Source organism: Cystobacter fuscus (genome assembly GCF_044360685.1).
Lineage (GTDB): Bacteria > Myxococcota > Myxococcia > Myxococcales > Myxococcaceae > Cystobacter > Cystobacter fuscus_C.
Window position 1 is genome coordinate 4,699,386 of record NZ_CP043491.1, and the last position, 21,208, is coordinate 4,720,593.

Sequence of the window (21,208 nt, forward strand, 5' to 3'; positions counted from 1 at the left end):
GTGCTCCATGCGGAAGCTCATCGTGTTGTCGTTGCTGTTCACTGCGTGCGCGTCGTTGCCCCCGGCGGCGCCGCACGCCTTCGTGCCCCCGCCAGCTCCGGGCGCGCCGCTCCAGGTGTGCTGGGTCGAAACGGGAGGCGTGACGGTGCCGGGAGGGTACGGCGCGGGCGGCTCCACCGTGGCCGCCACCTGGGAGATCACCTCCGCGGCGCTCGTCATCCGCCACCCGAAGGGCGACCTCGTGCTCGATACCGGCATCTCCCCCCATGCGCACGAGGAGCAGCGGGAGCTGGGCGCCTGGGGCCGCTTCACCTTCTCGCAGACAGCGGGCCGCAACGTTCCCCGGCGGGACTTGAAGGAAGCCCTCACCGCGCTCGGAGTCACCCGGCCGATGGCGCTGCTGCTCTCCCACGTGCACGCCGATCATGCCGGTGGGGCGGCGTCACTGCCGGACGTGCCGGTGTGGCTGGCCGCCGAGGAGAAGCAGCTCATCGAAGCGGAGCTGAAGCACCCGCGCGGAGTGGCGCTCCCCGCGCATGCCCGGGCCTTGATGGGCCGCATGGTGCCCATTCCCTTCGTGGCGGAGCCGTACGCGAACTACGAGGCCCGCTTCGACGTCTTCGGTGATGGCACCGTGGTGGTGGTGCCGACCTTCGGGCACACACCAGGCAGCGTGACGACGTTCGTGAACGTGTCACCGGCCCAGCGCTTCGTGCACGTGGGGGACCTCATCAACCTGAGGGAGTCCATCGAGCGGAAGGTAGGAAAGTCGTGGCTGATGCGGCAGCTCACCGACGAAGACTCCGCGCGCACCCAGGCGGAGGTGGCGAAGCTGGTGCAGCTCCACGCGCAGGATCCGGAACTGCTCATCCTGCCCGCGCACGATCGCCGGGCCTTCGTGGAACTCTTCGGCGCGGACGACGGTGGGGTCCCCCCGTGCATTGGAGCACAGCCTCGGGTCTCGAGGGACCGGGGGGCACGAGGGCCCTCACTTCAGCAGCGGAGCCAGCGCGGGCCAGACATGGTCGCGCAGCTTGGGCTGCACGGTGGCGACGGGGTGGATGTTGTCGGCCTGGAAGGAGGCGCGGTCCATGGCGATGGGTTCCAGCAGGAACGGGAGTAGGGACACCTTCTGCGCCTCGGCCACGGTCCGGTAGTTGGCCGCGAAGCCCTCCGTGTAGGTCTTCCCCAGGTTGGGCGGCATGCGCATGCCCACCAGCAACACCCGGGCTCCCGAGGCCTTGGCCGCGCTCACCATCTTCTCCAGGTTGGCCCGGGTCTGCTTGAGCGGCAGGCCCCGCAGCCCGTCGTTGCCGCCCAGGGCGATGACCACCACCGCGGGCCGGTTGCGCGCGAGTTCTCCTTCGATTCGCGCGGCTCCGCCCGCGGTGGTTTCTCCACTGACGCTGGCGTTCACCACCCGCCAGCCGGGCGTCTCCTTGCCCATCCGCTCGGCCGTCAGCGCCACCCAGCCCTCCTCGGGCGCGAGCCCGTAGGCGGCGGACAGCGAGTCCCCCATCACCAGCACCGTCCGCTCGGGCCCGGCCTCCGCGACCGATGCGCCCAGCGTGGCCAGCCCCACGACCAACGCCACCACCAGGTAACCGAGCACACCGGCGGTCCGGGTGCGCATCCCCATGTATCCTTGGCTCATCCGCTGCAACTCCTCCGGTCCGCCGTTACAAGTCTGCGCCGCGAGCAGAGGCTCGCCTGAAGAAGAACCCAATATGCCCCACGACCTCGCGATGCACATCAAAGTCCAGCCCGACCCTCAGCGGTTGGCCCTCCAGGTGTCGGAGCTGGGCAAACGCGTGTCCCTGCCATCCGGCGCGCTCACCATCCTCGAGGGGGTGGGCTTCTCCATCTCCCATGGTGACACCGTGGCCATCGTCGGGGCCTCCGGCTCGGGAAAGAGCACGCTGCTGTCGCTGATGGCCGGGCTGGACACGCCCAGCAGCGGGAGCGTGTTGTTGGACGGCGAGCCGCTGTCCGCCCTGGACGAGGACGGCCGTGCGCGCGTGCGCGGCGAGAAGGTGGGGTTCGTCTTCCAGAGCTTCCAGTTGCTGCCCTCGCTGACGGCGCTGGAGAACGTGATGCTGCCGCTCGAGCTGCGCGGAGACGCGGACGTGGAGACGCCCGCTCGGGCCATCCTGGGCAAGGTGGGGCTGGGGGAGCGGCTGGGCCACTACCCGCGCCAGCTGTCCGGCGGAGAGCAGCAGCGCGTCGCCCTGGCGCGCGCCTTCGTCACCCGGCCAGCGGTGCTCTTCGCCGACGAGCCCACCGGCAACCTCGACACCCGCACCGGCCAGGCCATCGTCGAGCTGCTGTTCTCGCTCAACGCGGAGGCCGGCACCACCCTGGTGCTCGTCACCCATGACGAGCACCTCGCGGCGCGCTGCGGACGGCGGCTGCGGCTCGACGGGGGCCGCCTGGTCACCGAGGAGCGGCAAGCGTCATGAGATTGCTCAAGATGGCCTGGCGCCAGCTGCTCCGTGACTTCGCCGCCGGAGAGCTCCGCATCCTCCTCGCCGCCCTGGTGCTCGCGGTGCTGGCCGTGACGGCCATCGGCTTCGTCACCGACCGGGCCGAGCGCGCGCTGGTCCTCGAGGCCAACCGGCTGCTCGGCGGAGACGCGGTGGTGCTCGGCGACACGCCCCTCGAGGGGGTGGTGCGCGAGGCGGCGAAGGCGCCCGGGCTGCGAAGTACCGAGACGCAGGAGCTGCCCAGCATGATCCGGGTCGGCGACGCGGACGATGAGCGGCTCAAGCTCGGAGAGCTCCGGGCGCTCGGAGAGGGCTTTCCCCTGCGGGGCCGCTTCCGCCTCGTGGACTCGGTGGGCGGCCCCGAGCACGACGCCTCGGGCATTCCCGAGCGGGGCAGCGTGTGGCTGAGCCGCGCGGGCGCGGACGCGCTGGATGCCAGGGTGGGGGACATGATTGGCATTGGCGAGTCGCAGCTGCGGCTCTCCGCGCTGGTGGTGCAGGAGCCGGACGCGGCGATCGACTACTTCAACATCGCGCCCCGGGTGTTCCTCAATCTCGGCGACCTGCCCGCGACGGGGCTGGTGCAGGAGGGCAGCCGGCTGCGCTACCGCCTGGTGGTCGCCGGAGCGCCGGACGCGGTGGAGCGCTTCGTGCGCACCGCGCGGGAGGGGCTCGCGCGTGGCCAGCGCCTGGAGACGGTGAAGGACGCGCGCCCGGAGATGCGCTCCGCGCTCGACAGGGCCGACCGCTTCTTGAGCCTGGCGGCGTTGGTGTCGGTGGTACTGGCGGCGGTGGCCGTGGCCATGGCGGCGCGCCGGCACAGCGAGCGGCACCTGTCGAGCACCGCGGTGATGCGGTGTCTGGGCGCGAGCCAGCGCACGCTGGTGGCCACCCACGGTGGCGAGCTGCTCCTCGCCGGCCTCATCGCGAGCTCCCTCGGCGTCCTGCTCGCCTTCTTCCTGCAGTGGCTGGTGGGCAGGTGGCTCGCCGAAGCGCTGAAGCTGGACATCCCGGCGGCCGGCTGGGTGCCGGCGGTGCAGGGGTATGGGGTGGGACTGGTGGTCCTGCTGACCTTCGGTGCGCCCCCCATCCTCGCGCTGCGCCGGGTGCCCGCGTTGCGCGTGTTGCGCAGGGACCTCGACCGCACCGAGCCGAGCTCCTGGCTGGTGGGGCTCGCGGGCGTGGCGGGGCTGACCGCGCTGCTGTGGTGGAAGGCCGGCTCGGCGGGGCTGGCGTCCGCGATGCTCCTGGGCATCGTCGCCACGCTGGGCGTGCTGGCCGCCCTGGCGTGGGGGCTCATCTCCGTCGTGCGGCGGCTGCGCTCGCGGCTGCGCGGGAGCCTGCGCTACGGGCTGGCCAACGTGAGCCGGCGCGCGGCCACCAGTGTCGCGCAGGTGTCGGCGCTCGGCCTGGGGCTGATGGCGCTGCTGCTGCTCACCTTCGTGCGCACCGACCTGCTCGACCGCTGGCAGATGGCGCTCGCCAGGGAGGCCCCCAACCGCTTCATCGTCAACGTGCAGGAAGATCAGCTCGAGCCGGTGCGCGCGTTCATGGCCGAGCAGGGCTTGCCCGTGCCGGACCTCTTCCCCATGGTGCGCGGCCGGCTGGTGGCGCACAACGGCGAGCCGGTGAAGGCCTCACCCGCCGAGGGGGCCGCCAACACCGAGGAGGAGCGTCGCGGACAGTGGCGGAGGGAGCGCGAGTACAACCTCTCCAGCGCCACCACGCTTCGCGACGACAACCGCATCACCGCGGGCACGTTCTGGGAGCAGCAACGCCCGGAGAAGCCGGAGCTGTCCGTGGAGGAGGGCTTCGCCTCCTCGATGGGCTGGAAGCTCGGAGACCGCGTGGCCTTCGACATCGCGGGCCAGCGGCTCGAGGCCACCGTCACCAGCCTGCGCGAGGTGGAGTGGGAGAGCTTCCGGCCGAACTTCATCGTGCTGGTGTCGCCGGGCGCGCTCGCGGGCTATGCGGCCAGCTACATCACCGCGATGCACGTGCCCCCCGCGCGCACGCGCTTCACCGCGGAGCTGGTGTCCCGCTTCCCCAACCTCTCGGTGGTGGATGTGGATGCGCTGCTCAAGCAGGCGCGCAGCACCGCGGACCAGGTCTCCACCGTGGTGGAAGTGGTGTTCTACTTCTCGCTGCTCGCGGGCCTGCTGGTGCTGATGGCCGCGGTCAACGCCAGTCAGGACGAGCGTCTGCTGGAAGGTGGCGTGATGCGGGTGCTGGGAGGCAGCCGCCGGCAGTTGCGGCTCGCGCAGGCCTCGGAGTTCGCGGCCCTTGGACTGTTGTCGGGTCTCACCGCGGCGGCCGCCGCCTCTCTCCTGGCCGGAGTCATCGCCACGCAGGTGTTCGAACTGCCATGGCAGGCGGACTGGCGGCTGGTGGGAGTGGGGGGCGGGCTGGGGGTGCTGGCGGCGGTGAGCGCGGGCATGTTCGCCACCCGGCGGGTGCTGGACGCGCCGCCCTCGGTGACGCTGCGCGAGTTGCAGGGCTGAGCGCGGGTCCTTGTTGACGTGTGAAAAGGAGATCTGGGTGAAAGACATGCCGACACCTGGCGGGGATGCGACACGGGCACCCGCCGCCCCCCGTCGCTTTTTCTCCAGGAGGGGCGTGCGCATCGCCGCACGCGGCCTCCTCGCTCTTCTGGTGTTCGTTGCCGCGTTCGCGCTCTACTGGACGCTCTGGCCGGCCGGACGAGGAGAGGGCAGGGAGTGCGAACTCACCAGCGGCGTCCATGCCCTGTGTGGGCTCAACAAGCCCGAGGACATGCTGCGCCTCGGGGACAGTGATTGGGTCGTCACGGGCAACATGGGCAACAACGACTGGGCCGAGGGCGGCTTTTTCGCCATCAGGACGAGCGACAAAGCTTTCCGCGCCCTGACACCCGAGCTCTCGCGCCCGGTCGCGCCGACCTACCGGGACTGCCCCGGTGCACCCGATCCGAAGCTCTTCTCCGCGCACGGGATCGCGCTCCGTGCCCGCGGCGAGGGTGAGTACACGCTGTACGCGGTCAACCACGGCGGTCGCGAGTCGGTCGAGGTGTTCGACGTCCGGGTTTCCGCCGAGGGGCCCGAGCTGACCTGGACCGGCTGCGTGGTGCTGCCCGCGGAGCATGCGGCCAACTCCATCGCCCCCCTCCCGGACGGCGGCATCGTCGTCACCATTCCGCACCTTCCGTCTTCGTCAGACTCAGAAGGCGCGGTGTTGCGGTGGGGGCCTGGCGGCGGTTGGAGCGAAGTTCCGGGGACGCGCTTCAAAGGGGACAACGGCCTCCTCGTGTCTCCGGACGGCACGCGCCTGTACGTGAACGAGTACAACAACAGCAAGGTGCACGAGGTCCCCCTCGTTGGAGCCGCCACGCCCCCCCGGTCCGTCAACCTGGGCTTCCATCCAGACAACATCCGGTTCGCGCCCGATGGCTCCATCCTCGCGACAGGGCACCCGAATTCGATTGCCATCGTTGCCCTGTGTGGATTCGTCGTGAGGTGTGGCGTTGGGACGGAGGTGGCCCGCATCGATCCGTCCACCTTCCAGGCGGCCACGCTCTTCAAGCGAGGCGCGAACGAGACCTTCAGCGGGGGCACGAGCGCCATCGTCGTCGGTGACGAGCTCTGGATCGGCTCCTTTGTCTCGCGCGCGCTCCTGATCGTGCCGCTCGGCGAGCTGAAGCAGCCGCTCGGATGACCCGTCCGAGGACCTCGGACGCGGCCGTTGCCATCCCGAGAGATGTGTCGAAGTCGGTGGGCGGCGCACTCACGGGGATGGGTTTGCCAGCTTGTCGCGCTGCTGCTCTTCCATCGAGACAAGAAGTCGCGGAGGCGGCGGCTCCGCTCCCAGGGGTCGACGCGGGGGCGGGCTGGCATGCCCCTTGCGATGCATTCTTCCGTGCTGGCCAGTCCTTATCGGGAATTTCTACGGGCAACGAAAATCACCTGGGGATTCGTGACGGCGGGCGCCATCTGTTTCAGCCTGCTGCTTTTTCATGGCTTCATGAACGAGGACGTCCCGGTGCTGTGCGCGGGCCTGTCCACCGCCGTCGCCATCTATCTCGGGTGTCTCTATGTGGCTTCGCTCCTCGCCAAGCCCGAGAAGATTCAAGTCGCCTTCGATCGGCGTCTGCCCGTGAGCGCCCGCCGCACTCCCGAGGGCGGGAGAATGCTGACCCTTTACGGGGAAGAACTCGACCGGCTCGCTGTCGCATCGGGCTTTTCTCCGCTCAGCCAGTTCATGGCGCCGCTCCCCGTACCCAGGCAGGGCGCCGCCTGTCATGAGCCAGCGAGCGCGATACCCCTGGTCGAGGCACTCATCCGGGCGCTTGAGGAGTCACCCCAGACACTTCCCGAGTCAGCCCTCCTCCTGGTCGACTTGCGATACCTTCTCGAGCGACTCCGCGAAGCCCGGTCCGCACAGGCTCGGTTCTGCCTCATTCCGAGCGATACCTGGTCGGGCCTGGTCGAGACCAATCTAGGTCTTCACCTCTAATCAGGCCAGAAAGCCCGGTGAGCACGAACGCGCATCGGCCTGTTGCCCGAGCGCTGAAAAGACGACCGCCCCCTTCCGGCGGGCCAGAAGGGGGCGGGGAGCTTCAGCAGGGGGGCTCGCTCAGAAGCAGAGGAAGCGCACCTGGTAGTCCAGGCAGCTCTGGGACGAGGAGTTGACGCACGTGCCGCCGGTGGAGGCGTTGCAGGTGTAGCTCTGGCCGGTCTGGCTCCAGTCCACGCCGGCGGTGGTCTTGCACTCGACGGCCAGGGGGCTGGCGCACACGGGGTAGCCCTCATCGCGGATGTTCACCAGGGTCTCGTAGTCCCCCACGCCGCCGGGGACGTCGCGGTTGATCCAGCTCGTCCACACCGGAGCGTTGACCTGCACGGTGCGCTCGGTGAAGGCGTTGGTGAAGGAGCGGCCGTGGCTGTCGTTCAGGGCCGTGACGCGGACGGCCTTGGCGCCCGTGGACGTCCAGAACTTGGCGCGCGTGGTGGTGGTGCCAGGCACCGCGCTGAAGGAGGCGTAGGTGCCGTCACCCCAGTTGAACTGGGAGTTCACGCTGTCGGCGTACGGCCAGCAGGGGCGCATGCGCGAGCTGTAGGAGTTGGTGTAGTTGAGCGGCACGGTGGCGGGGCCGAGCAGCGTGGGCCGCAGGGCGCTGGAGCCGCCGCTGAGCAGATCCCAGAACTTGATGTGGCGGCGCGAGGTGCTCCACAGGTTGTCCCAGTTGGAGGTGCTGCCCACGAGCGAGGCGCGCCCGGTGATGAACAGGCGCCAGTCCAGGTCGAAGGTCAGCGCGCTGACGGTCTCGTTGACGAGGTCGCCGTTGGCGTCACCGCAGGTGTTGCCGTAGTAGCCCCACAGGTCGCCGTACAGGTAGGCGCGCACACCCACCTGCGCATGGGCGATCCACTCGCTGTAGAGGTAGGCGCGCACGGCCACCTGGGCCCAGAGCGTGGGCTGGATGCGGCCGGACACGCTGCCCGTCACGGGCTGGGGCGTGGCGCTGCCCAGGTTGTAGTTGGCGTAGCCGCTGCAGCCGCCGCTCGTGCAGGTGTAGTCGAAGCTGCCCGTGGCCGTCTGCTGGCCGTTGTAGGCGACGGTGCCGGTGGCGGTCGCGTTGAGGCTCAGGCCCAGGTCGATGGGCAGGTTGAAGCCGATGTGCACCGGGATGGGCCCGACGAGGAAGTTGAGCGAGCCCAGGCTCGGCTTGGCCACCTGCTTCTGCCAGTTGAAGGCGTAGCTGAGCGAGCCGTTGATGGACGAGTTGTTGCTCACCGAGGCATTGCCAAAGGCGCGCGCGTGGCCGAACCGGACGCCGTAGGGGATGCACACCCAGAAGACCTTGGTGCGCTTGATCTTGATGACCACCTCACCGGTGGCGCTGCCCGACATGTTGCCGGTGGTGTAGATGGAACCGGTGAAGCCGCCTCCCAGGTTGCTGGAGGTGTTGATGGGGGAGCTGAAGCTGAAGCTCTTGCTCTTGCTCTTCGACTGGTCGGAGCACGAGCCGAAGGGCCCCATGCGCTGGACGCCACCCTCTTCGTCCGCCGGCTCGGCGATCTCCTTGAGGTAGGGCGTCAGCTCGCCCTTCTGCTCGGCGATGAGGAGCTCGTCGACGATGCGCTTGTCGATCGAGAACACCTTGTCTTCCTGTCCCTTGGCCTCGGCGAACGCGACCGACAGATCCTCGTACAGCCCCTGGGACATCTTGATCTTCCGCAGGGCCTCGGGCGACGAGATGCTGTAGAACTCGCGCTGGTAGGCCACGGGCGTCTCGTCATCCGCCGTGACGCCGGTGATGATCTTGAGCTGATAGCCCTCTCCCTCCTCGATCACCTTCTCCGAGTAGAGCTTCGGGTCCGCCCCGGTCTCCTCCAGCTCGCCCTGGTCACCCTCTTCGCCTTGCTGCTGGGCGAACGCCTCGGCGCACGTCAGCAGGGACAGGCTCGCGAGCAGGCCGCGGGCAAGGGTCTTCCATCCACGGCGCGAGGCCGTGTTCACTCGGTAGGCGTAAGTCATGGCGTCTATCCTCGAAACGAGACAGGGACCCGAGCCACTCCCAGGGGGAGCGTGGACGCAACCGCGTCCGGCGGGCGGAGAGTTTTGTCTCATGTCTGTCTTTCCATTTCAAGTCTCGCTGAGTATTCTGTTTTTGTTGCCTCGGGAGCAACGCTGCTCTGGAAGCAACATGTTGCCGTCCAAGCAACACGTTGCCCGGGTGGCAACACGTTGCTTGGGCGGCAACAGCGTGTCTTGCATTGCGAGGGGGTGTGTCTGGGATTGAAGGCGGACGAAGGGCCCGGGGCGTTGGGGGGGCAGGGCTCCCAGGAGGACAACCGCGCGGACTCGTTCCAGGGCGGGGGAGGCCCACTCCAGGCGGCGAGGCGGTTGAAGGTGCTCGCCGCCGGGAGTTCTCGGCCTCCTGCTTCCGCTTCACTACCTGCTGCTCGTGCCGCTGCCGTGCCCAGGGAGGCGGCGGACGTGGCAGTTGTCCGCGCGCATCGATCGCCTGGACCTCGGACCATTTCCCCCGGTGAGGGAGCGCCTGTACGGGGCTACTGCGCGCCCGCCACCGCGCCGTTGAGCGTGAAGGCGTAGGTGCCCGTCTTGCCCGACTCGACGTTGAGGGTGAAGGGGATGGCCGGGGTGACGTGGATGCTCGTCACGCCCTCGGGGCCCTCGAAGGAGAGGGTGTAGGTGCCCGGGAAGAGGAACTTGAAATTGACCTCGAAGACGCCGTCCGCGTTGGTGTCCGCCAGGGCCACCACCGTGCGGGTGCCGTCCGAGTTGGTCAGCACGGCGTTGAAGTCGGCCAGGGTGAGCCGCTCGCCGTTGACGGTGGGCAGCGTGGTGCCGTCGGCCAGGGCCAGCGTGACGGCGGCGCTGCCCGTCAGGGTGATGTCCGCGCCCTTGATGACCGGGTGCATGACCCACTTGCGCAGGTTGCCCGCGTCGTGGCCGAAGCTCTGCGATACGTCGAAGTCCACCACGAGCACCTTCTGCTCGCCCGTCACCTCGAGCTTGTCGCCGTCCAGCTTCACCTTCAGGCCGGAGGTGCCGAGGCTCGGCGCCTGCAGATCGCCGTCCACCCGGGCGCCTTCGGGCAGGCCCTCGTAGTTGGGCGAGGTGGCGTAGATGCTGGTGGTGCCGTTACCGTTGTCCACCCGCACGTAGGCGCCGCTGATGACGAAGCGCAGCTCGCCGTAGGTTCCCTCGGGGACGACGGCGTCCCGCACCAGCGTCGCGGTGTCGTTGGCCAGCGTGAGCAGGTCGGTGGTGACCTTCTTGTCGCTCAGCACCAGTCTGCCCCCCTCACCCTGGAGGTAGACCTGGTCGATGGTGACGACGGCCTCCTTGAAGTCGCCGGGGGCGTCCTTGAGCAGCACGGTGAGCTTGCTGTTGCCGCTGCCACAGCCCAGCACGGGCAGCAGCATGACGGCCACGAGCGCGGTCAGTCGCGAGATGAAACGAGTCTTCATTTGGAGTACTCCAAGCTAAGGACGGGTCCGGCCCAACCCGTCGGGGGCTGTCGGGCTTCAACACCCGGCCCGAGATGCGGCGACCACGGCCCCGTATACATTTCCGGGCCCGTGGCGAGGGTGATTCAAGCCCGCTGCATCTACTTCGTTCCAGCGACAGCGAGGCGCACGGGCTTCACCCCAGGCGCGGGCCTCCTGCCGCTCGCGCCTTACCCTACGTCAATCCCAGACACATCGCTCCGGTTCATGCCCGAGATGTCCACGGTTCATCACTGACCCGAGGCGGAGCCGCACAGCGTCATGGCGAACGAGTACGCGAGGGCGGACCGGGCATCAAGCCGTCAGCAGTTGGATATTTTGATCATCAACAAGGGACGTGGGAGGGGGGACGTAGTGGTGGGCCACCTGCTCGACGCCTGTCGACGAAGATAGGCACCGGACGAACGGTCCTTTCGTGAGGCACTTGGTTCCAACAGCGGAGTCGGTTTGTGTCAGGGTGCCAGCCGTGGACATCTTGGAGCGGGCACGCATTGAATGGTTCGCGGCGGCGTTTGGTCTCATGGTGGGTACCACGATGGTGTTCGTGCCCTATGAGTTCGGGGCCGCGATGTTCCAATACATCTATCCGCACATCCGGCTGTTGGGGAGCCTGTTCCTGGTGGGCTCGGCGATGATGCTCGTCGCGCTCATGTACCCGGCCTGGCCCGCCTTCGTGGGAGGGGTGGGTCGTGCGTTCCTGCTGGGCGCGATCGCGGTCTACTGGTGGGCGGCCGGCGTCCTGCCCGTCAGCCTCACGGGCTCCATTCTCTACCTGTTGCTGATGGTCGCGCTCGTCGTGGAGCGGCGCACCCTGCGCCGGGGGAGGGGTCTGCTCCCGGTGTTCATCGCCGGCCTGGCGCTGTGCTTCGGCGGGGTGATGCTCTGGGCGCCCCAGGAGTTCCTGCGCTTCGCCCTGGCGGGGCTGGGCCCCTACGTGCGGTGGGTGGGCGTCCTGTTCTTCGTGACGGGGGCGTTGCTGGCCGTGGGGCTGTGGCGCCGCGAGCCGCGCTATTGCCGCCTGGCCCTGGGCGTCCTGAGCCTCCTGTTCCTGAACATGGTGATCTCGGTGGTGACGCGGGGCTCGTGGTCGGGGCTGAGCGTGTACTCCGTGCTGACCCTGTCGTGTGTGCTGCTCGTGACGGTGCGCCGGTGGCCGACGCTGGTGGGGGTGCGCTGGCGGCTCTTTCGCGGCATGGCGCTGGCGTCGGTGCTGCCCATCGTGGGTGTGGGCGCGGTGGCGTCGTTCCTCGCGCAGAAGGCCCTCGAGGAGGAGCTGCACGGCAATGCGCAACAGGTGGTGGCCGCGGAGACGGCGTGGCTGGAGCGGACGGCCCTCATCGCCAGCTCGCTGTTGCGCGTGCAGGGCCAGGACCCGGGCTTCATCGCCCTGGTTCGCGATGGGAACCGCGAAGGCATGGGGGAGCGGGTGTCGCTGTTGGCGCACCAGTCCGGGCTGTTCGACGCGGTGTGGCTGCTGGACGAGGCCGGGGACACGCTGGTGTCCTCCGGGTGGCTGAACCAGGCGGGCGGCAACTTCGCGCACCGGGCCTACTTCCAGGACGCGCTGAAGGGCGGCGCCCAGGTGCTGCTGTCGCGGCCCTTCCTCACCCGCTCGGGGCAGCCGTTCATCGTCTTCACCGTGCCCATGGACCTGGGCGCGGGCCGGCGCGCCGTCCTGGTGGGCGGGCTGTCCCTGGGGCGGTTGGGATTGCAGCCGACGCTGGCCTCGCGCAGCTACCACATGGAGATGTTCGACCGCCGGGATGGCAGCCTCCTGCGGGAGACGGAGCGGGGCGACGTGCTCACCCGGTCGCCGGTGCTGGAGCTGCTCGGGGTGCAGACGCTGGCGCGTCCGGAGGGACTCCTGGAGGTGTTCGACGACGCGGGGCGCCGGATCGTGGTGGCGCACGCGCAGGTGGCGGGAACGCCGTGGACGGTGGTGGTGACCGCGCGGCTGCGCGAGGCCGTCGCGCCGGTGACGCGCATGGGCGCCTGGGTGGTGGCCATCGCGGTGCTGGCGGGCGCCATCGCGCTCCTGTTGTCGCAGTGGGTGGGGCGAGACGTGGCGCGGAGGCTGGAGACCCTCCGGGACGGCTTCGCCGTGCTGGGCACACCGTCGGTGGAGCAGCACGTGCCGGCCCGGGGAGACGATGAGATCGCGCAGCTCGCCCAGGGCTTCAACGAGATGGCGACGCGCATCGATCACACGCAGAAGGAGCTGCGCGAGGCCATCTCCATCCGGGACCAGTTCCTGTCCATGGCGAGCCACGAGCTGCGCACGCCGCTGACGCCGTTGAAGGCGACGCTGGAGCTGCTCATCCGCCAGTCCGGGTCCGGCCCGGGGATGAGCCCGGAGCGGCAGCGGGACACCTTCGCGCGGCTGAACCGGCAGGTGGACCGGCTGACGCGGCTGATTGGCGACATGCTGGACGTGTCACGGCTGCAGTCCGGGCGCTTCACGTTGAAGGTGGCGCCCGTGGAGCTGGGGGCACTGGCGCGCGAGGTGGTGGAGCGCATCCAGAGCGCGCGGCCGGAGCGCGCGCGCCAGTTGACGCTGGAGGTCCCCGCGGAGCCCCTGGTGGGCTGGTGGGACGAGCAGCGCTTGGATCAGCTCCTCACGAACCTGGTGGAGAACGCGCTGCGCTATTCGCCGCCGGACATGCCGGTGGTCGTGCGGGTGCGCGCGGAGGCGGACGGGGTGCGGGTGGAAGTGGAGGACCGGGGCATCGGCATTCCCCGGGAGAGCCTGCCGCAGCTCTTCACGCCCTTCTTCCGCGCGCGCAACGCCACCGAGCACTATGCCGGAGGGCTGGGGCTGGGGCTGGCCATCTGCCGCGAAATCGTGGAGCGCCACGGGGGCCGCATCCAGGCGACGAGTAACGGGCCGGGCCTGGGCTCCTGCTTCACGGTGAGGCTGCTCCGGGCGAGCGTCGCGGACGCGGCCTGATGCGCCACGTGGAAGCAAGGGAGCCCCGATACCCGAGTACGCGCCATGCCCTCGGTCTGATATTCCTACCCGCGTATGAGCACCTGGTCCCCCGGTTCCTGGAAGACGAAGCCCATTACCCAAGACGTCCGCTACGAGGATCCGAAGGAGGTCGAGGACGTCGTCGCGTCGCTCGGCCGCCTGCCTCCGCTGGTCACCTCCTGGGAGGTGGAGCGGCTGCGTGAGCTGCTGGCGGAGGCCCAGCAGGGCCGCCGCTTCCTGCTGCAGGGCGGAGACTGCGCCGAGTCGCTCTCCGACTGCCGTTCGGACATCATCACCAACCGGCAGAAGATCATCCTGCAGATGTCGCTGGTGCTCATCCACGGGGGGCACCGGCCCGTCATCCGGGTGGGACGCATCGCTGGCCAGTACGCCAAGCCGCGCTCCAAGCCCACGGAGGTTCGCGGGGGCGTGGAGCTGCCCAGCTACTTCGGGGACCTGGTCAACCGGCCGGAGTTCACTCCCGAGGCGCGGCGAGCGGACCCGAAGCTGCTGCTGGCCTGCTACCACCACGCGGCGATGACGCTCAACTTCGTGCGCTCGCTGAGCGACGGTGGCTTCGCCGACGTGCACCACCCCGAGTACTGGGACCTGAGCTTCTTCCGGCAGGCCGCCGTGCCGGGCGAGCTGCGCGAGGAGTACGAGCAGACCACCCGCAAGCTCAGCGAGGCCCTGCGCTTCATGGAGGCCCTAGGCGAGCGCACCGTGGCGGACCTCACCCGCGTGGACTTCTACACCAGCCACGAGGGCCTCAACCTCCACTACGAGTCGGCCCAGACACGCCAGGTGCCGTGGCGCGAGGGCTGGTACGATCTGACGACGCACCTGCCGTGGATTGGCGAGCGCACCCGGGCCCTGGACGGGGCGCACGTGGAGTTCTTCCGCGGCATCCGCAACCCGGTGGGGGTGAAGCTGGGCCCCAGCGTGTCCCCCGCGGACGCCGTCCGCCTGGCCGAGGCGCTCAACCCGGACAACGAGCCGGGCAAGCTCGTGCTCATCACCCGCATGGGCGCCCAGAAGGTGGCGGACGCGCTCCCCCCGGTGGTGGAGGCCATGCGGCGGGCGGGCCGGCTCGTGCTGTGGGTGTGCGATCCGATGCACGGCAACACCGTGAGCACCTCCTCCGGCATCAAGACGCGCAACTTCCAGGACGTGCTGCGCGAGGTGGAGCAGAGCTTCGACGTGCACGAGAAGCTCGGCTCCTACCTGGGTGGGGTGCACTTCGAGCTCACGGGTGAGGACGTCACTGAGTGCGTGGGCGGCGCCGTGGGCATCACCGAGCAGGACCTGGAGCGCAACTACGCCACCCTGTGCGATCCGCGGCTCAACTACCGTCAGGCGCTGGAGATGAGCTTCCACCTCGCCCGGCGCATGAGCCGCCTTCCCCGCGCGCCCCGGCCCTGAGCCGAGCGGGAGCCGGGCCTGCTCGCGTCACATGGTGAAGCTCAGCCGACCTTCAGCTCGCCGGGGATGGGCTTGCGCCCGTCCTGCATCATGATGCTGATGAGGCTCTCGGCCAGCCGGTACTCGTTGTACGTCGGCGAGCAGGCCATGGTGCGCACCGCCATCAGCGGTTCCACCGGCTTGTCGTCGTAGTCGGAGAGCAGGGCGTGCAGTCCCATGTGGGCCATGGGCTGGTCCGCGGCGCGGCGCTGGAGCTCCCGCACGTCGGAGGCGGTGAGGTTGACGGTGATGGGATCGTCATTCCCACGCGCGGCCTTCGCCTGGGCCTCGTCGCCCGTGTACGCGTAGACGAGCAGCTCGCGGGCGTTGTCGTCCTGGGTGTCGAACTTCAGCGAGTACTTCTCCGTGCCGGCAATGGGCTTGTTGTCCTTGTCGTACTTCTGCTCGAAGGTGAGGTCCGGGTGGTCACCCCCGTAGGTGACGTCCATGGTGAGCGACTGCGTCCCGTCCGGGTGGTGGGTGATGAGGTAGTCGCCGGTGTTGGTGGTGCCCTCGGACTCCGCGCTGAGGGGACCCAGCTCGATGCCGAACTTGCCGCCCACCGACTCGTAGTTGACCTTGTCGAAGCGCAGGGTGTTGGACACGCCCGGCCCTTCCTTCTCCGGCATGCGGCCGTCCTTGCGGAAGGACTCGAAGGCCTTCTGGCCCTCCGGGTTGGACAGGTCGAACTCGGCGGTGCGCAGCTTGTACTCCTTGAGCGTGTCGGTGCGGCCCATGCTCACGGACACCGGCCCGGCACCGATGCTCACCTTGCCGTCGTTCTCGATGAACTCGGTGGGGCCCGCCGTCACCCGCACCTTGTCCCCGGTCCGACTGATGTCCACGGACATGCCCTTGCCTTGCGTCACCTCGCCGGACAGGCCCAGCTCCACCTCGTGGTAGGACAGGCCCGCCTCCGTGGAGTAGCCCTTGAACTGGCTCTGCTCCATCTTGATGGAGGCCCCGTCCGGTAGCGTCTCCGGGTTGAGCGGGTGGGGCGGAGGAATCTCGCCGCGCTTGAGCTTCTCGAAGTCCTCCTCCTTCATCTTCACTTCGTACGACATGTTCTTGCCCGCGGAGACGCCGCCACCCACGGACGCGCCCACCTTCGCCTTGCCGAACTCCACCGTTCCGGAGGCGGAGACGTTCGTCTCGGCGTTGATGGAGACGGTGACGTAGCCGTCCTCCTTCTTCACGTCCTTCTCGAGCGTGTCGCTGAACTCCACGGACACCGGCCCGGGCTGGCCGGGGACGGTGATGTTCCGCGGCTCGGCGGTGGCGGGGTTGGGCGCGAGCTCGGTGATGGGCGGATCGGCGACCATCATCTGCTGAAGCTCGGGAGACACCTTCGCGTCGGCCAGGGCCTCGGCGCGCTCGAGGGAGCCGGGCTCGGTGGAGAAGACCTTCGCGGCCGCCGTGCCCGACATGGAGCCGGCCTCGCTGTAGTGCGGCTGCTCGCGCAGGTAGGCGTTCATGTCCTCGTAGCTCTTGCCACTGCCCGGGTCGAGCACGCGCTCGCCCTCGCGCACCACCACGTGGCCCGTCTGGCCCTCGGTGCCCGCGCGCGAGTCCTTGAGGAACACCAGCTCCGAGCGGCGCTGCTGCTCGGGAGAGCTCTTGTTCACCCAGTCCGCTGCCTGATCGAGACAGTTGACCTGGCCGTCCTTCGAGTTCTCGGTGAACAGCGAGGACGCGGGCGCGCCCTGGCCATCCAGGTTCAGCTTGTTCTTCGGGGCCGCCGGCTCGAAGGTGGACTGCTGCTGCGCCGGCGCGCGGCTCTTGGCCTCCGCCGCCTGCCGAGCCGCGGCCTCCGCCGCCGCGCGCCGTGCCGCCTCCGCTGCCGCCCGTCGCGCCTCCGCCGCCGCCGCCCGTCGCGCCTCCGCCGCGCCTCCATCCCCCACGCGTCCAACACCCATGGTTCCAGCTCCTTTTCTACCGACCGACCAATCGTGAGGTCATTTCGGACCCAAACGAGCTCTCTATTCTCGGCAAATGAGGCGCGATGTTGCGTGGGGCTGAGAAGTGCTGAAGAAACGAGGGGTTAGCCATTCCCTGGTCGAGCTTCGTGGGTGCACTTGGAGGCGCGAGCGCTCTAGGCTGGGGAACATCATGCTCACCGGTGCCTCGAGCCTGCCCACCCTGGAGACGCCCCGCCTGCGCTTGCGCTGGATGACGGAGGCGGACATTCCCGCGCTCTTCGAACTCTTCTCCCATCCCGAGGTGACACGCTACTGGAGCTGGTCCGCGTATACCGAGCGGGCACAGGCGGAGAAGCTGTTGGGCAACATCCACAAGTACTTCGCCGAGCGCTCGATCTTCCAGTGGGGCTTCGCCCGGCGCGAGGACGACCGGATCATCGGCACCTGCACCCTGTCGGCGCTGAGCGAGCAGCACCGGCGCGCGAACCTCGGCTACGCGCTGAGCCGCGCGCACTGGGGCCACGGCTACGGGCGCGAGGCGGTGACCCGGCTGGTGGAGTTCGGCTTCAGCTCACTCGAGCTGCACCGGCTGGAGGCGGACGTGGACCCGCGCAACACGAGCTCCATCCAGGTGCTCGAGGGCCTGGGCTTCCAGCGCGAGGGCTACCAGCGTCAGCGCTACTTCCTCGACGGCGAGCTCCAGGACGCGGTGCTGTACGGGCTGCTACGGCCGGAGTGGCGGCCGGCTCCGCCTCGGGTCGGCTCCCAAGGAGAGGCCAACAAGAATACATCCCCTCGGTGAACTCAGGACTCGGTGAAGTCGAGGTCCCGGTGGAACGTCTCGCGCAGCAGGAGGGTACACACCAGCCCGATGGCGCAGCAGGCCAGGGCCAGCATGCGTGTGGCGGGGAGCACTCCGAACGTGGGCTTGAGGGCGAACCAGAGCGAGGTGATGGGGACGGCCAGGCCCCGCACCACCAGCCAATATCGACCATGGCTCCCAAGAGGTTCGGTCTCGTCCCGGGCATCATCTCCCGGGGAGTGGATTTCGGACTTGCAACTCTACCGGAGACGTTGGCAGGATGACCCTACTTGGTGAATCACCGAATCAGGCTACCTGCGGAGAGCCGGGAAACAGGTGCATGCTTGACCCATTCTGCCAATCAAGCTACTCTGTCCGGGTATACGGGATTTAGTTGAGTTTCGTATGGATTGTGGCAAGGGCAGGGATGCTTGTAAACCCTTGAAGTTATTGAGAGCCAAGAGACAGGGGGAAGAAGCAACCGCGCTCTGTATCGTCGCGACAATCCTCCATCCTTGTTGTGGTGGTGCATCGAAACACGACCGGAGTCGGGATGGAAAAGGCTTTTCGACATCTTCGAGTCGCGCTTCCCACGCTCCTGCTGCTGGCCTGTAGCAATCCACCGGAGGCAAGTGTGGGCGAGACGGAGGTCAGCGTGGACGAGACGATGACACGCCCGGTCAAGCTCCGTGCTGGAGACACCGTCAAAGTCAGCCTCAATGTCCACATGAGTTCGGGCTCGAGTTGGCACCTTGCTGGCGCCACTCCCGTCAACCTGGAGTTTCTGGGCTCTGAAGTGGCACAGCCCCAGACTCAAGCCCAGAACAGCTCCGCAGGCATGGTTGGACTGCGTGAAGTCCAGGTCTTTCGCTTCAAGGCGGTATCCAAAGGGGACGTGAGTCTGGAGTTCAGGAAGGCCAGACCCTGGGAGAAGCAGAACCCCGAGAAGACCTTCAGTGTCCAGCTCGCGGTCGCGGCGAAATAGCCTGGACGTAGCGGAGTCTACTCTCAAGGAGTTTCTTCCATGCTCCGCTTTTTCCAGCGCTTGCTTGTTATTGCCCTGGGGTTCTCTTTCTCCGCATGTGCTACGGCAGGTGCTCCGCCCAAGACCCACGCACGGCTGGCGGAATTGGAACGTCTTCGGAAGGAGCGCGGCTGGACATTCGATGTGAAATACACAGAGGTTCTCGAGCGCCCTCTTCCCCCGCGAATTCCGCTCAGGACCATGAGTTCGCGGCAGCCGCGTGAGCAAACGAAGGAACCCAGGATACAGCTCGTTTCCGCGAGCAAACCCCTCAGCGGGCCGTGGAATACCCGATGTGACCCCAAGGCGGGCCAGTGGGATTGGCGGACAGAGGGCCACGTTGGCGACATCCGGGATCAAGGCAGTCAATGCTTTTCCTGCTGGGCTTTCGCCGCCGCCGCGGCCTTCGAGGGGAGTTACTCCGTCCAACATGGCAAGTACGTTCCTGTCTCGGAGCAGAACGTCTTGAATTGCGCCTCGGAATCGAGTGATTGCAACGGGGGATTGGTGACTGACGCCTACAAGGTCCTCACGAACAAGGGGGCCGTGGGCGCCGAGGTCGAGCCCTATCTCGGGCAACGTTCCGACTGCACCCCTCCCTCGGGGAAGATGCGTGCCCTGTCCTGGGACTATGTCAATGCCGAGGAAGTGATTCCCAGCACTCCCGCGATCAAGGATGCCCTTTGCAGATACGGCCCCATCGTCAGCGCGGTGAGAGCTACCCTGGCGATGCAGGCCTACACGGAGGGCGTGTTCAACCAGGACGAAAAAGGGCCGGTCAATCACGCGGTCGCCATCGTCGGCTGGGACGATGTGAAGGGGGCCTGGCTGGTTCGCAACTCCTGGGGGGTGAAATGGGGATTGAATGGGTACATGTGGATCAAGTACCAGGTCAATTCCATTGGAACGGAGGCGTCGTGGATCCGTGCTGCCTATTCACCCGGTGAAATGTATGCCCGCTGAGTTCGATCACGCCGCATCCCTCTTCCTCGTGAAGGCCGCGTTACAGCCGACAGCGAGTCATCACTCGTGAGAACCTAGAAGCACTCGGCCTGATGGCTGAAGCAGGGGGGGCTTCTTCACGAGTTCCACCCAGCTACCCGGCTCGCGGACTGCTTGTCCGCATTCGCCGGAGGTGAGAACATCAGGCAAACCACGGAGGCGACGGCGTTGCCCGAGTTCGCCTCCTCTCCCAGGATGGAACTGATGGCGGTCGATCCGATCCGCGGCTGGCACGCATACATGGCCGCGCCAACGCGCGAGGCACTCGACGCGTTGCTCTCCGACCACGTCGTCTTCCAGAGCCCCGCGGTACACACGCCGCAGGAGGGCAAGGCGGTGACGATGAAGTATCTCACCGCCGCCACGGAGGTGCTCGGCGGCCCCGCCTTCCGCTACGTCAGCGAGTGGCGCGGCGAGCGCTCCGCGGTGCTGGAGTTCGAGTGCGCACTCGACGGTGGCATTCAGGTCAACGGCGTCGACATCGTCGAATGGGACGAGAGCGGTCTCATCACCCGGTTCAAGGTCATGATCCGGCCGCTGAAGGCGCTCAACGCGGTGGTGTCCGCCATGGGCGCGGCGCTGGCGAGGCTCGGCTGAGGCTCCGCTGGGCCCCGTGCTCAGCCGGCCTTTCGCGCCCAGGCGCCAAACACCATCTCCCAGAGGCAGGTGCCGTTGGCCGCCCGCATCTCCTCGGCGAGCCGCTCGTCGAGCGTGTCCAGCGCGAGCTCCTCCTCCGTCGCGACCCCCTTCTCCACGATGCGCCCGCGCATGGCGCGCAGGATGTGGCCGATGGGATGCGACTGCTCCGGCGTGAGGACGGTGGACTCGGCGCGGACGCGCTCGACCTTGAACCCGGCCTTCACCAGCGCCGGGGCGAGGTGCAGGCCCATGCGCAGGTCCGCCCCCTCGCGCGCGACCGTCTCCCACATCCAGCCGCTCACCCGCCGGTGCAGCGGCAGCTCCGGCAGACAGATGGGCATCCCCGTCGAGTCATGCTCCTGCAGGACGATGAGGCCCCCGGGCAACAGCGCGTCGGCGAGCCGCGTGAGGCTGGCCACCGCGTCCGGCTGGTACATCAGCACGCGCCGTCCGATCACCGCGTCGAACGGACCGTGCTCGCCCAGCGGTGAGGCCAGGTCCGCGCACACGAAGTGGACGTGCGTCAGGCCGAGGTCGCGGGCGCGCTGCTGTCCCACCTCGAGCGGCGCCGCATCCCGGTCGATGCCCACCACCCGCCCTTGAGCCCCAACGAGCTCCGCCGCCAGGAATGTGACGTTGCCCGCTCCACAGCCGATGTCGAGCACGCGCATGCCCTCGCGCACTCCCGCGTCGACGAGCAACCGGCGCGTCCACTCTTCCGCCAGGTTCTTCATGACTCCTCCTGTCCTCGCGTCGGATATCACCCGAGGCTCGCGAACCCTCGAGGATTGACCGGGTGTGGCATCATGTCGCGGCTCGACCGTCCACCCATACAAGCGTCCGCCTGATCGCCCTGAGACGGCAACGGGGACGGAAACGGTTCAGAGGGTCCTGGGAG

Annotated in this window: 16 protein-coding genes and 1 pseudogene; 11 read left to right on the forward strand and 6 right to left on the reverse strand. The window is 68.2% G+C overall.

The genetic code is table 11. The features are described from left to right. Window positions 1–7: 7 nt before the first annotated feature. Window positions 8–871, forward strand: a pseudogene (locus F0U63_RS19355) (MBL fold metallo-hydrolase); the annotation flags it as partial. A 117-nt stretch (window positions 872–988) separates the two neighbouring features. Here F0U63_RS19355 and F0U63_RS19360 read toward each other — a convergent pair. Next, on the reverse strand, window positions 989–1,654 hold the full coding sequence (locus F0U63_RS19360) for an arylesterase (RefSeq protein WP_395847409.1): 666 nt from the start codon (window positions 1,652–1,654) through the stop codon (window positions 989–991). 73 nt (window positions 1,655–1,727) lie between these two features. On the opposite strand from F0U63_RS19360, the gene F0U63_RS19365 reads away from it, so the two are divergent. From F0U63_RS19365 to F0U63_RS19380, 4 genes are all read left to right on the forward strand, one after another. After that, a complete protein-coding gene (locus F0U63_RS19365) occupies window positions 1,728–2,459 on the forward strand; it encodes an ABC transporter ATP-binding protein (RefSeq protein WP_395847410.1) in 732 nt (243 codons plus the stop codon). Next, window positions 2,456–4,984: an ABC transporter permease gene (locus tag F0U63_RS19370; RefSeq protein WP_395847411.1), complete on the forward strand. Its 2,529-nt coding sequence runs from the start codon at window positions 2,456–2,458 to the stop codon at window positions 4,982–4,984. The genes F0U63_RS19365 and F0U63_RS19370 overlap by 4 nt, the downstream gene beginning before the upstream one ends. A 115-nt stretch (window positions 4,985–5,099) precedes the next feature. Next, window positions 5,100–6,173 (forward strand): SMP-30/gluconolactonase/LRE family protein, encoded by a 1,074-nt coding sequence (locus tag F0U63_RS19375; protein WP_395847412.1) that lies wholly within the window; start codon window positions 5,100–5,102, stop codon window positions 6,171–6,173. 177 nt (window positions 6,174–6,350) lie between these two features. Next, complete coding sequence (locus tag F0U63_RS19380; protein WP_395847413.1) at window positions 6,351–6,971, forward strand: hypothetical protein; 621 nt, start codon at window positions 6,351–6,353, stop codon at window positions 6,969–6,971. A gap of 120 nt (window positions 6,972–7,091) precedes the next feature. On the opposite strand, the gene F0U63_RS19385 is transcribed toward F0U63_RS19380, so the two are convergent. Together F0U63_RS19385 and F0U63_RS19390 are read right to left on the reverse strand one after the other, a co-directional pair. Continuing rightward, a complete protein-coding gene (locus F0U63_RS19385) occupies window positions 7,092–8,996 on the reverse strand; it encodes a hypothetical protein (RefSeq protein WP_395847414.1) in 1,905 nt (634 codons plus the stop codon). 536 nt (window positions 8,997–9,532) lie between these two features. Next, entirely contained in the window at window positions 9,533–10,456 is a 924-nt protein-coding gene (locus F0U63_RS19390) for a DUF4382 domain-containing protein (protein WP_395847415.1), read from the reverse strand. A gap of 505 nt (window positions 10,457–10,961) precedes the next feature. Here F0U63_RS19390 and F0U63_RS19395 point away from each other — a divergent pair. Both F0U63_RS19395 and F0U63_RS19400 read left to right on the forward strand, forming a co-directional pair. Further along, window positions 10,962–13,442: an ATP-binding protein gene (locus F0U63_RS19395; protein ID WP_395847416.1), complete on the forward strand. Its 2,481-nt coding sequence runs from the start codon at window positions 10,962–10,964 to the stop codon at window positions 13,440–13,442. 75 nt (window positions 13,443–13,517) lie between these two features. Next, window positions 13,518–14,885 carry a class II 3-deoxy-7-phosphoheptulonate synthase gene (locus F0U63_RS19400; RefSeq protein WP_395847417.1) on the forward strand — a complete coding sequence of 456 codons (1,368 nt, stop codon included), beginning with the start codon at window positions 13,518–13,520 and terminating at the stop codon, window positions 14,883–14,885. Window positions 14,886–14,926: 41 nt separating this feature from the next. Here F0U63_RS19400 and F0U63_RS19405 read toward each other — a convergent pair whose 3' ends face one another. Next, window positions 14,927–16,840, reverse strand: coding sequence for a hypothetical protein (locus F0U63_RS19405; RefSeq protein ID WP_395847418.1), 1,914 nt, complete (start codon window positions 16,838–16,840; stop codon window positions 14,927–14,929). A 193-nt stretch (window positions 16,841–17,033) separates the two neighbouring features. On the opposite strand from F0U63_RS19405, the gene F0U63_RS19410 reads away from it, so the two are divergent. Then, complete coding sequence (locus F0U63_RS19410) at window positions 17,034–17,645, forward strand: GNAT family N-acetyltransferase (RefSeq protein WP_395847419.1); 612 nt, start codon at window positions 17,034–17,036, stop codon at window positions 17,643–17,645. 2 nt (window positions 17,646–17,647) lie between these two features. On the opposite strand, the gene F0U63_RS19415 is transcribed toward F0U63_RS19410, so the two are convergent. Further along, window positions 17,648–17,821 (reverse strand): hypothetical protein, encoded by a 174-nt coding sequence (locus F0U63_RS19415; RefSeq protein WP_395847420.1) that lies wholly within the window; start codon window positions 17,819–17,821, stop codon window positions 17,648–17,650. A 377-nt stretch (window positions 17,822–18,198) separates the two neighbouring features. On the opposite strand from F0U63_RS19415, the gene F0U63_RS19420 reads away from it, so the two are divergent. The 3 genes from F0U63_RS19420 (at window position 18,199) to F0U63_RS19430 (ending at window position 20,268) form a co-directional block, all read left to right on the forward strand. After that, window positions 18,199–18,630 carry a protease inhibitor I42 family protein gene (locus F0U63_RS19420; protein WP_395847421.1) on the forward strand — a complete coding sequence of 144 codons (432 nt, stop codon included), beginning with the start codon at window positions 18,199–18,201 and terminating at the stop codon, window positions 18,628–18,630. A 39-nt stretch (window positions 18,631–18,669) separates the two neighbouring features. Further along, window positions 18,670–19,632, forward strand: a complete 963-nt coding sequence (locus F0U63_RS19425) for a C1 family peptidase (RefSeq protein ID WP_395847422.1) — start codon at window positions 18,670–18,672, stop codon at window positions 19,630–19,632. 243 nt (window positions 19,633–19,875) lie between these two features. Beyond that, window positions 19,876–20,268 carry a nuclear transport factor 2 family protein gene (locus tag F0U63_RS19430; protein WP_395847423.1) on the forward strand — a complete coding sequence of 131 codons (393 nt, stop codon included), beginning with the start codon at window positions 19,876–19,878 and terminating at the stop codon, window positions 20,266–20,268. Window positions 20,269–20,288: 20 nt separating this feature from the next. On the opposite strand, the gene F0U63_RS19435 is transcribed toward F0U63_RS19430, so the two are convergent. Further along, window positions 20,289–21,044, reverse strand: coding sequence for a methyltransferase domain-containing protein (locus tag F0U63_RS19435; protein WP_395847425.1), 756 nt, complete (start codon window positions 21,042–21,044; stop codon window positions 20,289–20,291). Window positions 21,045–21,208: the final 164 nt, after the last annotated feature.

Bases quoted from the DNA above. Each gene is read 5' to 3' on its own strand.
- F0U63_RS19360 (WP_395847409.1), bottom strand. From the start codon at position 1,654: ATGAGCCAAGGATACATGGGGATGCGCACCCGGACCGCCGGTGTGCTC.
- F0U63_RS19365 (WP_395847410.1), top strand. From the start codon at position 1,728: ATGCCCCACGACCTCGCGATGCACATCAAAGTCCAGCCCGACCCTCAG.
- F0U63_RS19370 (WP_395847411.1), top strand. From the start codon at position 2,456: ATGAGATTGCTCAAGATGGCCTGGCGCCAGCTGCTCCGTGACTTCGCC.
- F0U63_RS19380 (WP_395847413.1), top strand. From the start codon at position 6,351: ATGCCCCTTGCGATGCATTCTTCCGTGCTGGCCAGTCCTTATCGGGAA.
- F0U63_RS19385 (WP_395847414.1), bottom strand. From the start codon at position 8,996: ATGACTTACGCCTACCGAGTGAACACGGCCTCGCGCCGTGGATGGAAG.
- F0U63_RS19390 (WP_395847415.1), bottom strand. From the start codon at position 10,456: ATGAAGACTCGTTTCATCTCGCGACTGACCGCGCTCGTGGCCGTCATG.
- F0U63_RS19400 (WP_395847417.1), top strand. From the start codon at position 13,518: ATGAGCACCTGGTCCCCCGGTTCCTGGAAGACGAAGCCCATTACCCAA.
- F0U63_RS19405 (WP_395847418.1), bottom strand. From the start codon at position 16,840: ATGGGTGTTGGACGCGTGGGGGATGGAGGCGCGGCGGAGGCGCGACGG.
- F0U63_RS19410 (WP_395847419.1), top strand. From the start codon at position 17,034: ATGCTCACCGGTGCCTCGAGCCTGCCCACCCTGGAGACGCCCCGCCTG.
- F0U63_RS19420 (WP_395847421.1), top strand. From the start codon at position 18,199: ATGGAAAAGGCTTTTCGACATCTTCGAGTCGCGCTTCCCACGCTCCTG.
- F0U63_RS19425 (WP_395847422.1), top strand. From the start codon at position 18,670: ATGCTCCGCTTTTTCCAGCGCTTGCTTGTTATTGCCCTGGGGTTCTCT.
- F0U63_RS19430 (WP_395847423.1), top strand. From the start codon at position 19,876: ATGGCGGTCGATCCGATCCGCGGCTGGCACGCATACATGGCCGCGCCA.
- F0U63_RS19435 (WP_395847425.1), bottom strand. From the start codon at position 21,044: ATGAAGAACCTGGCGGAAGAGTGGACGCGCCGGTTGCTCGTCGACGCG.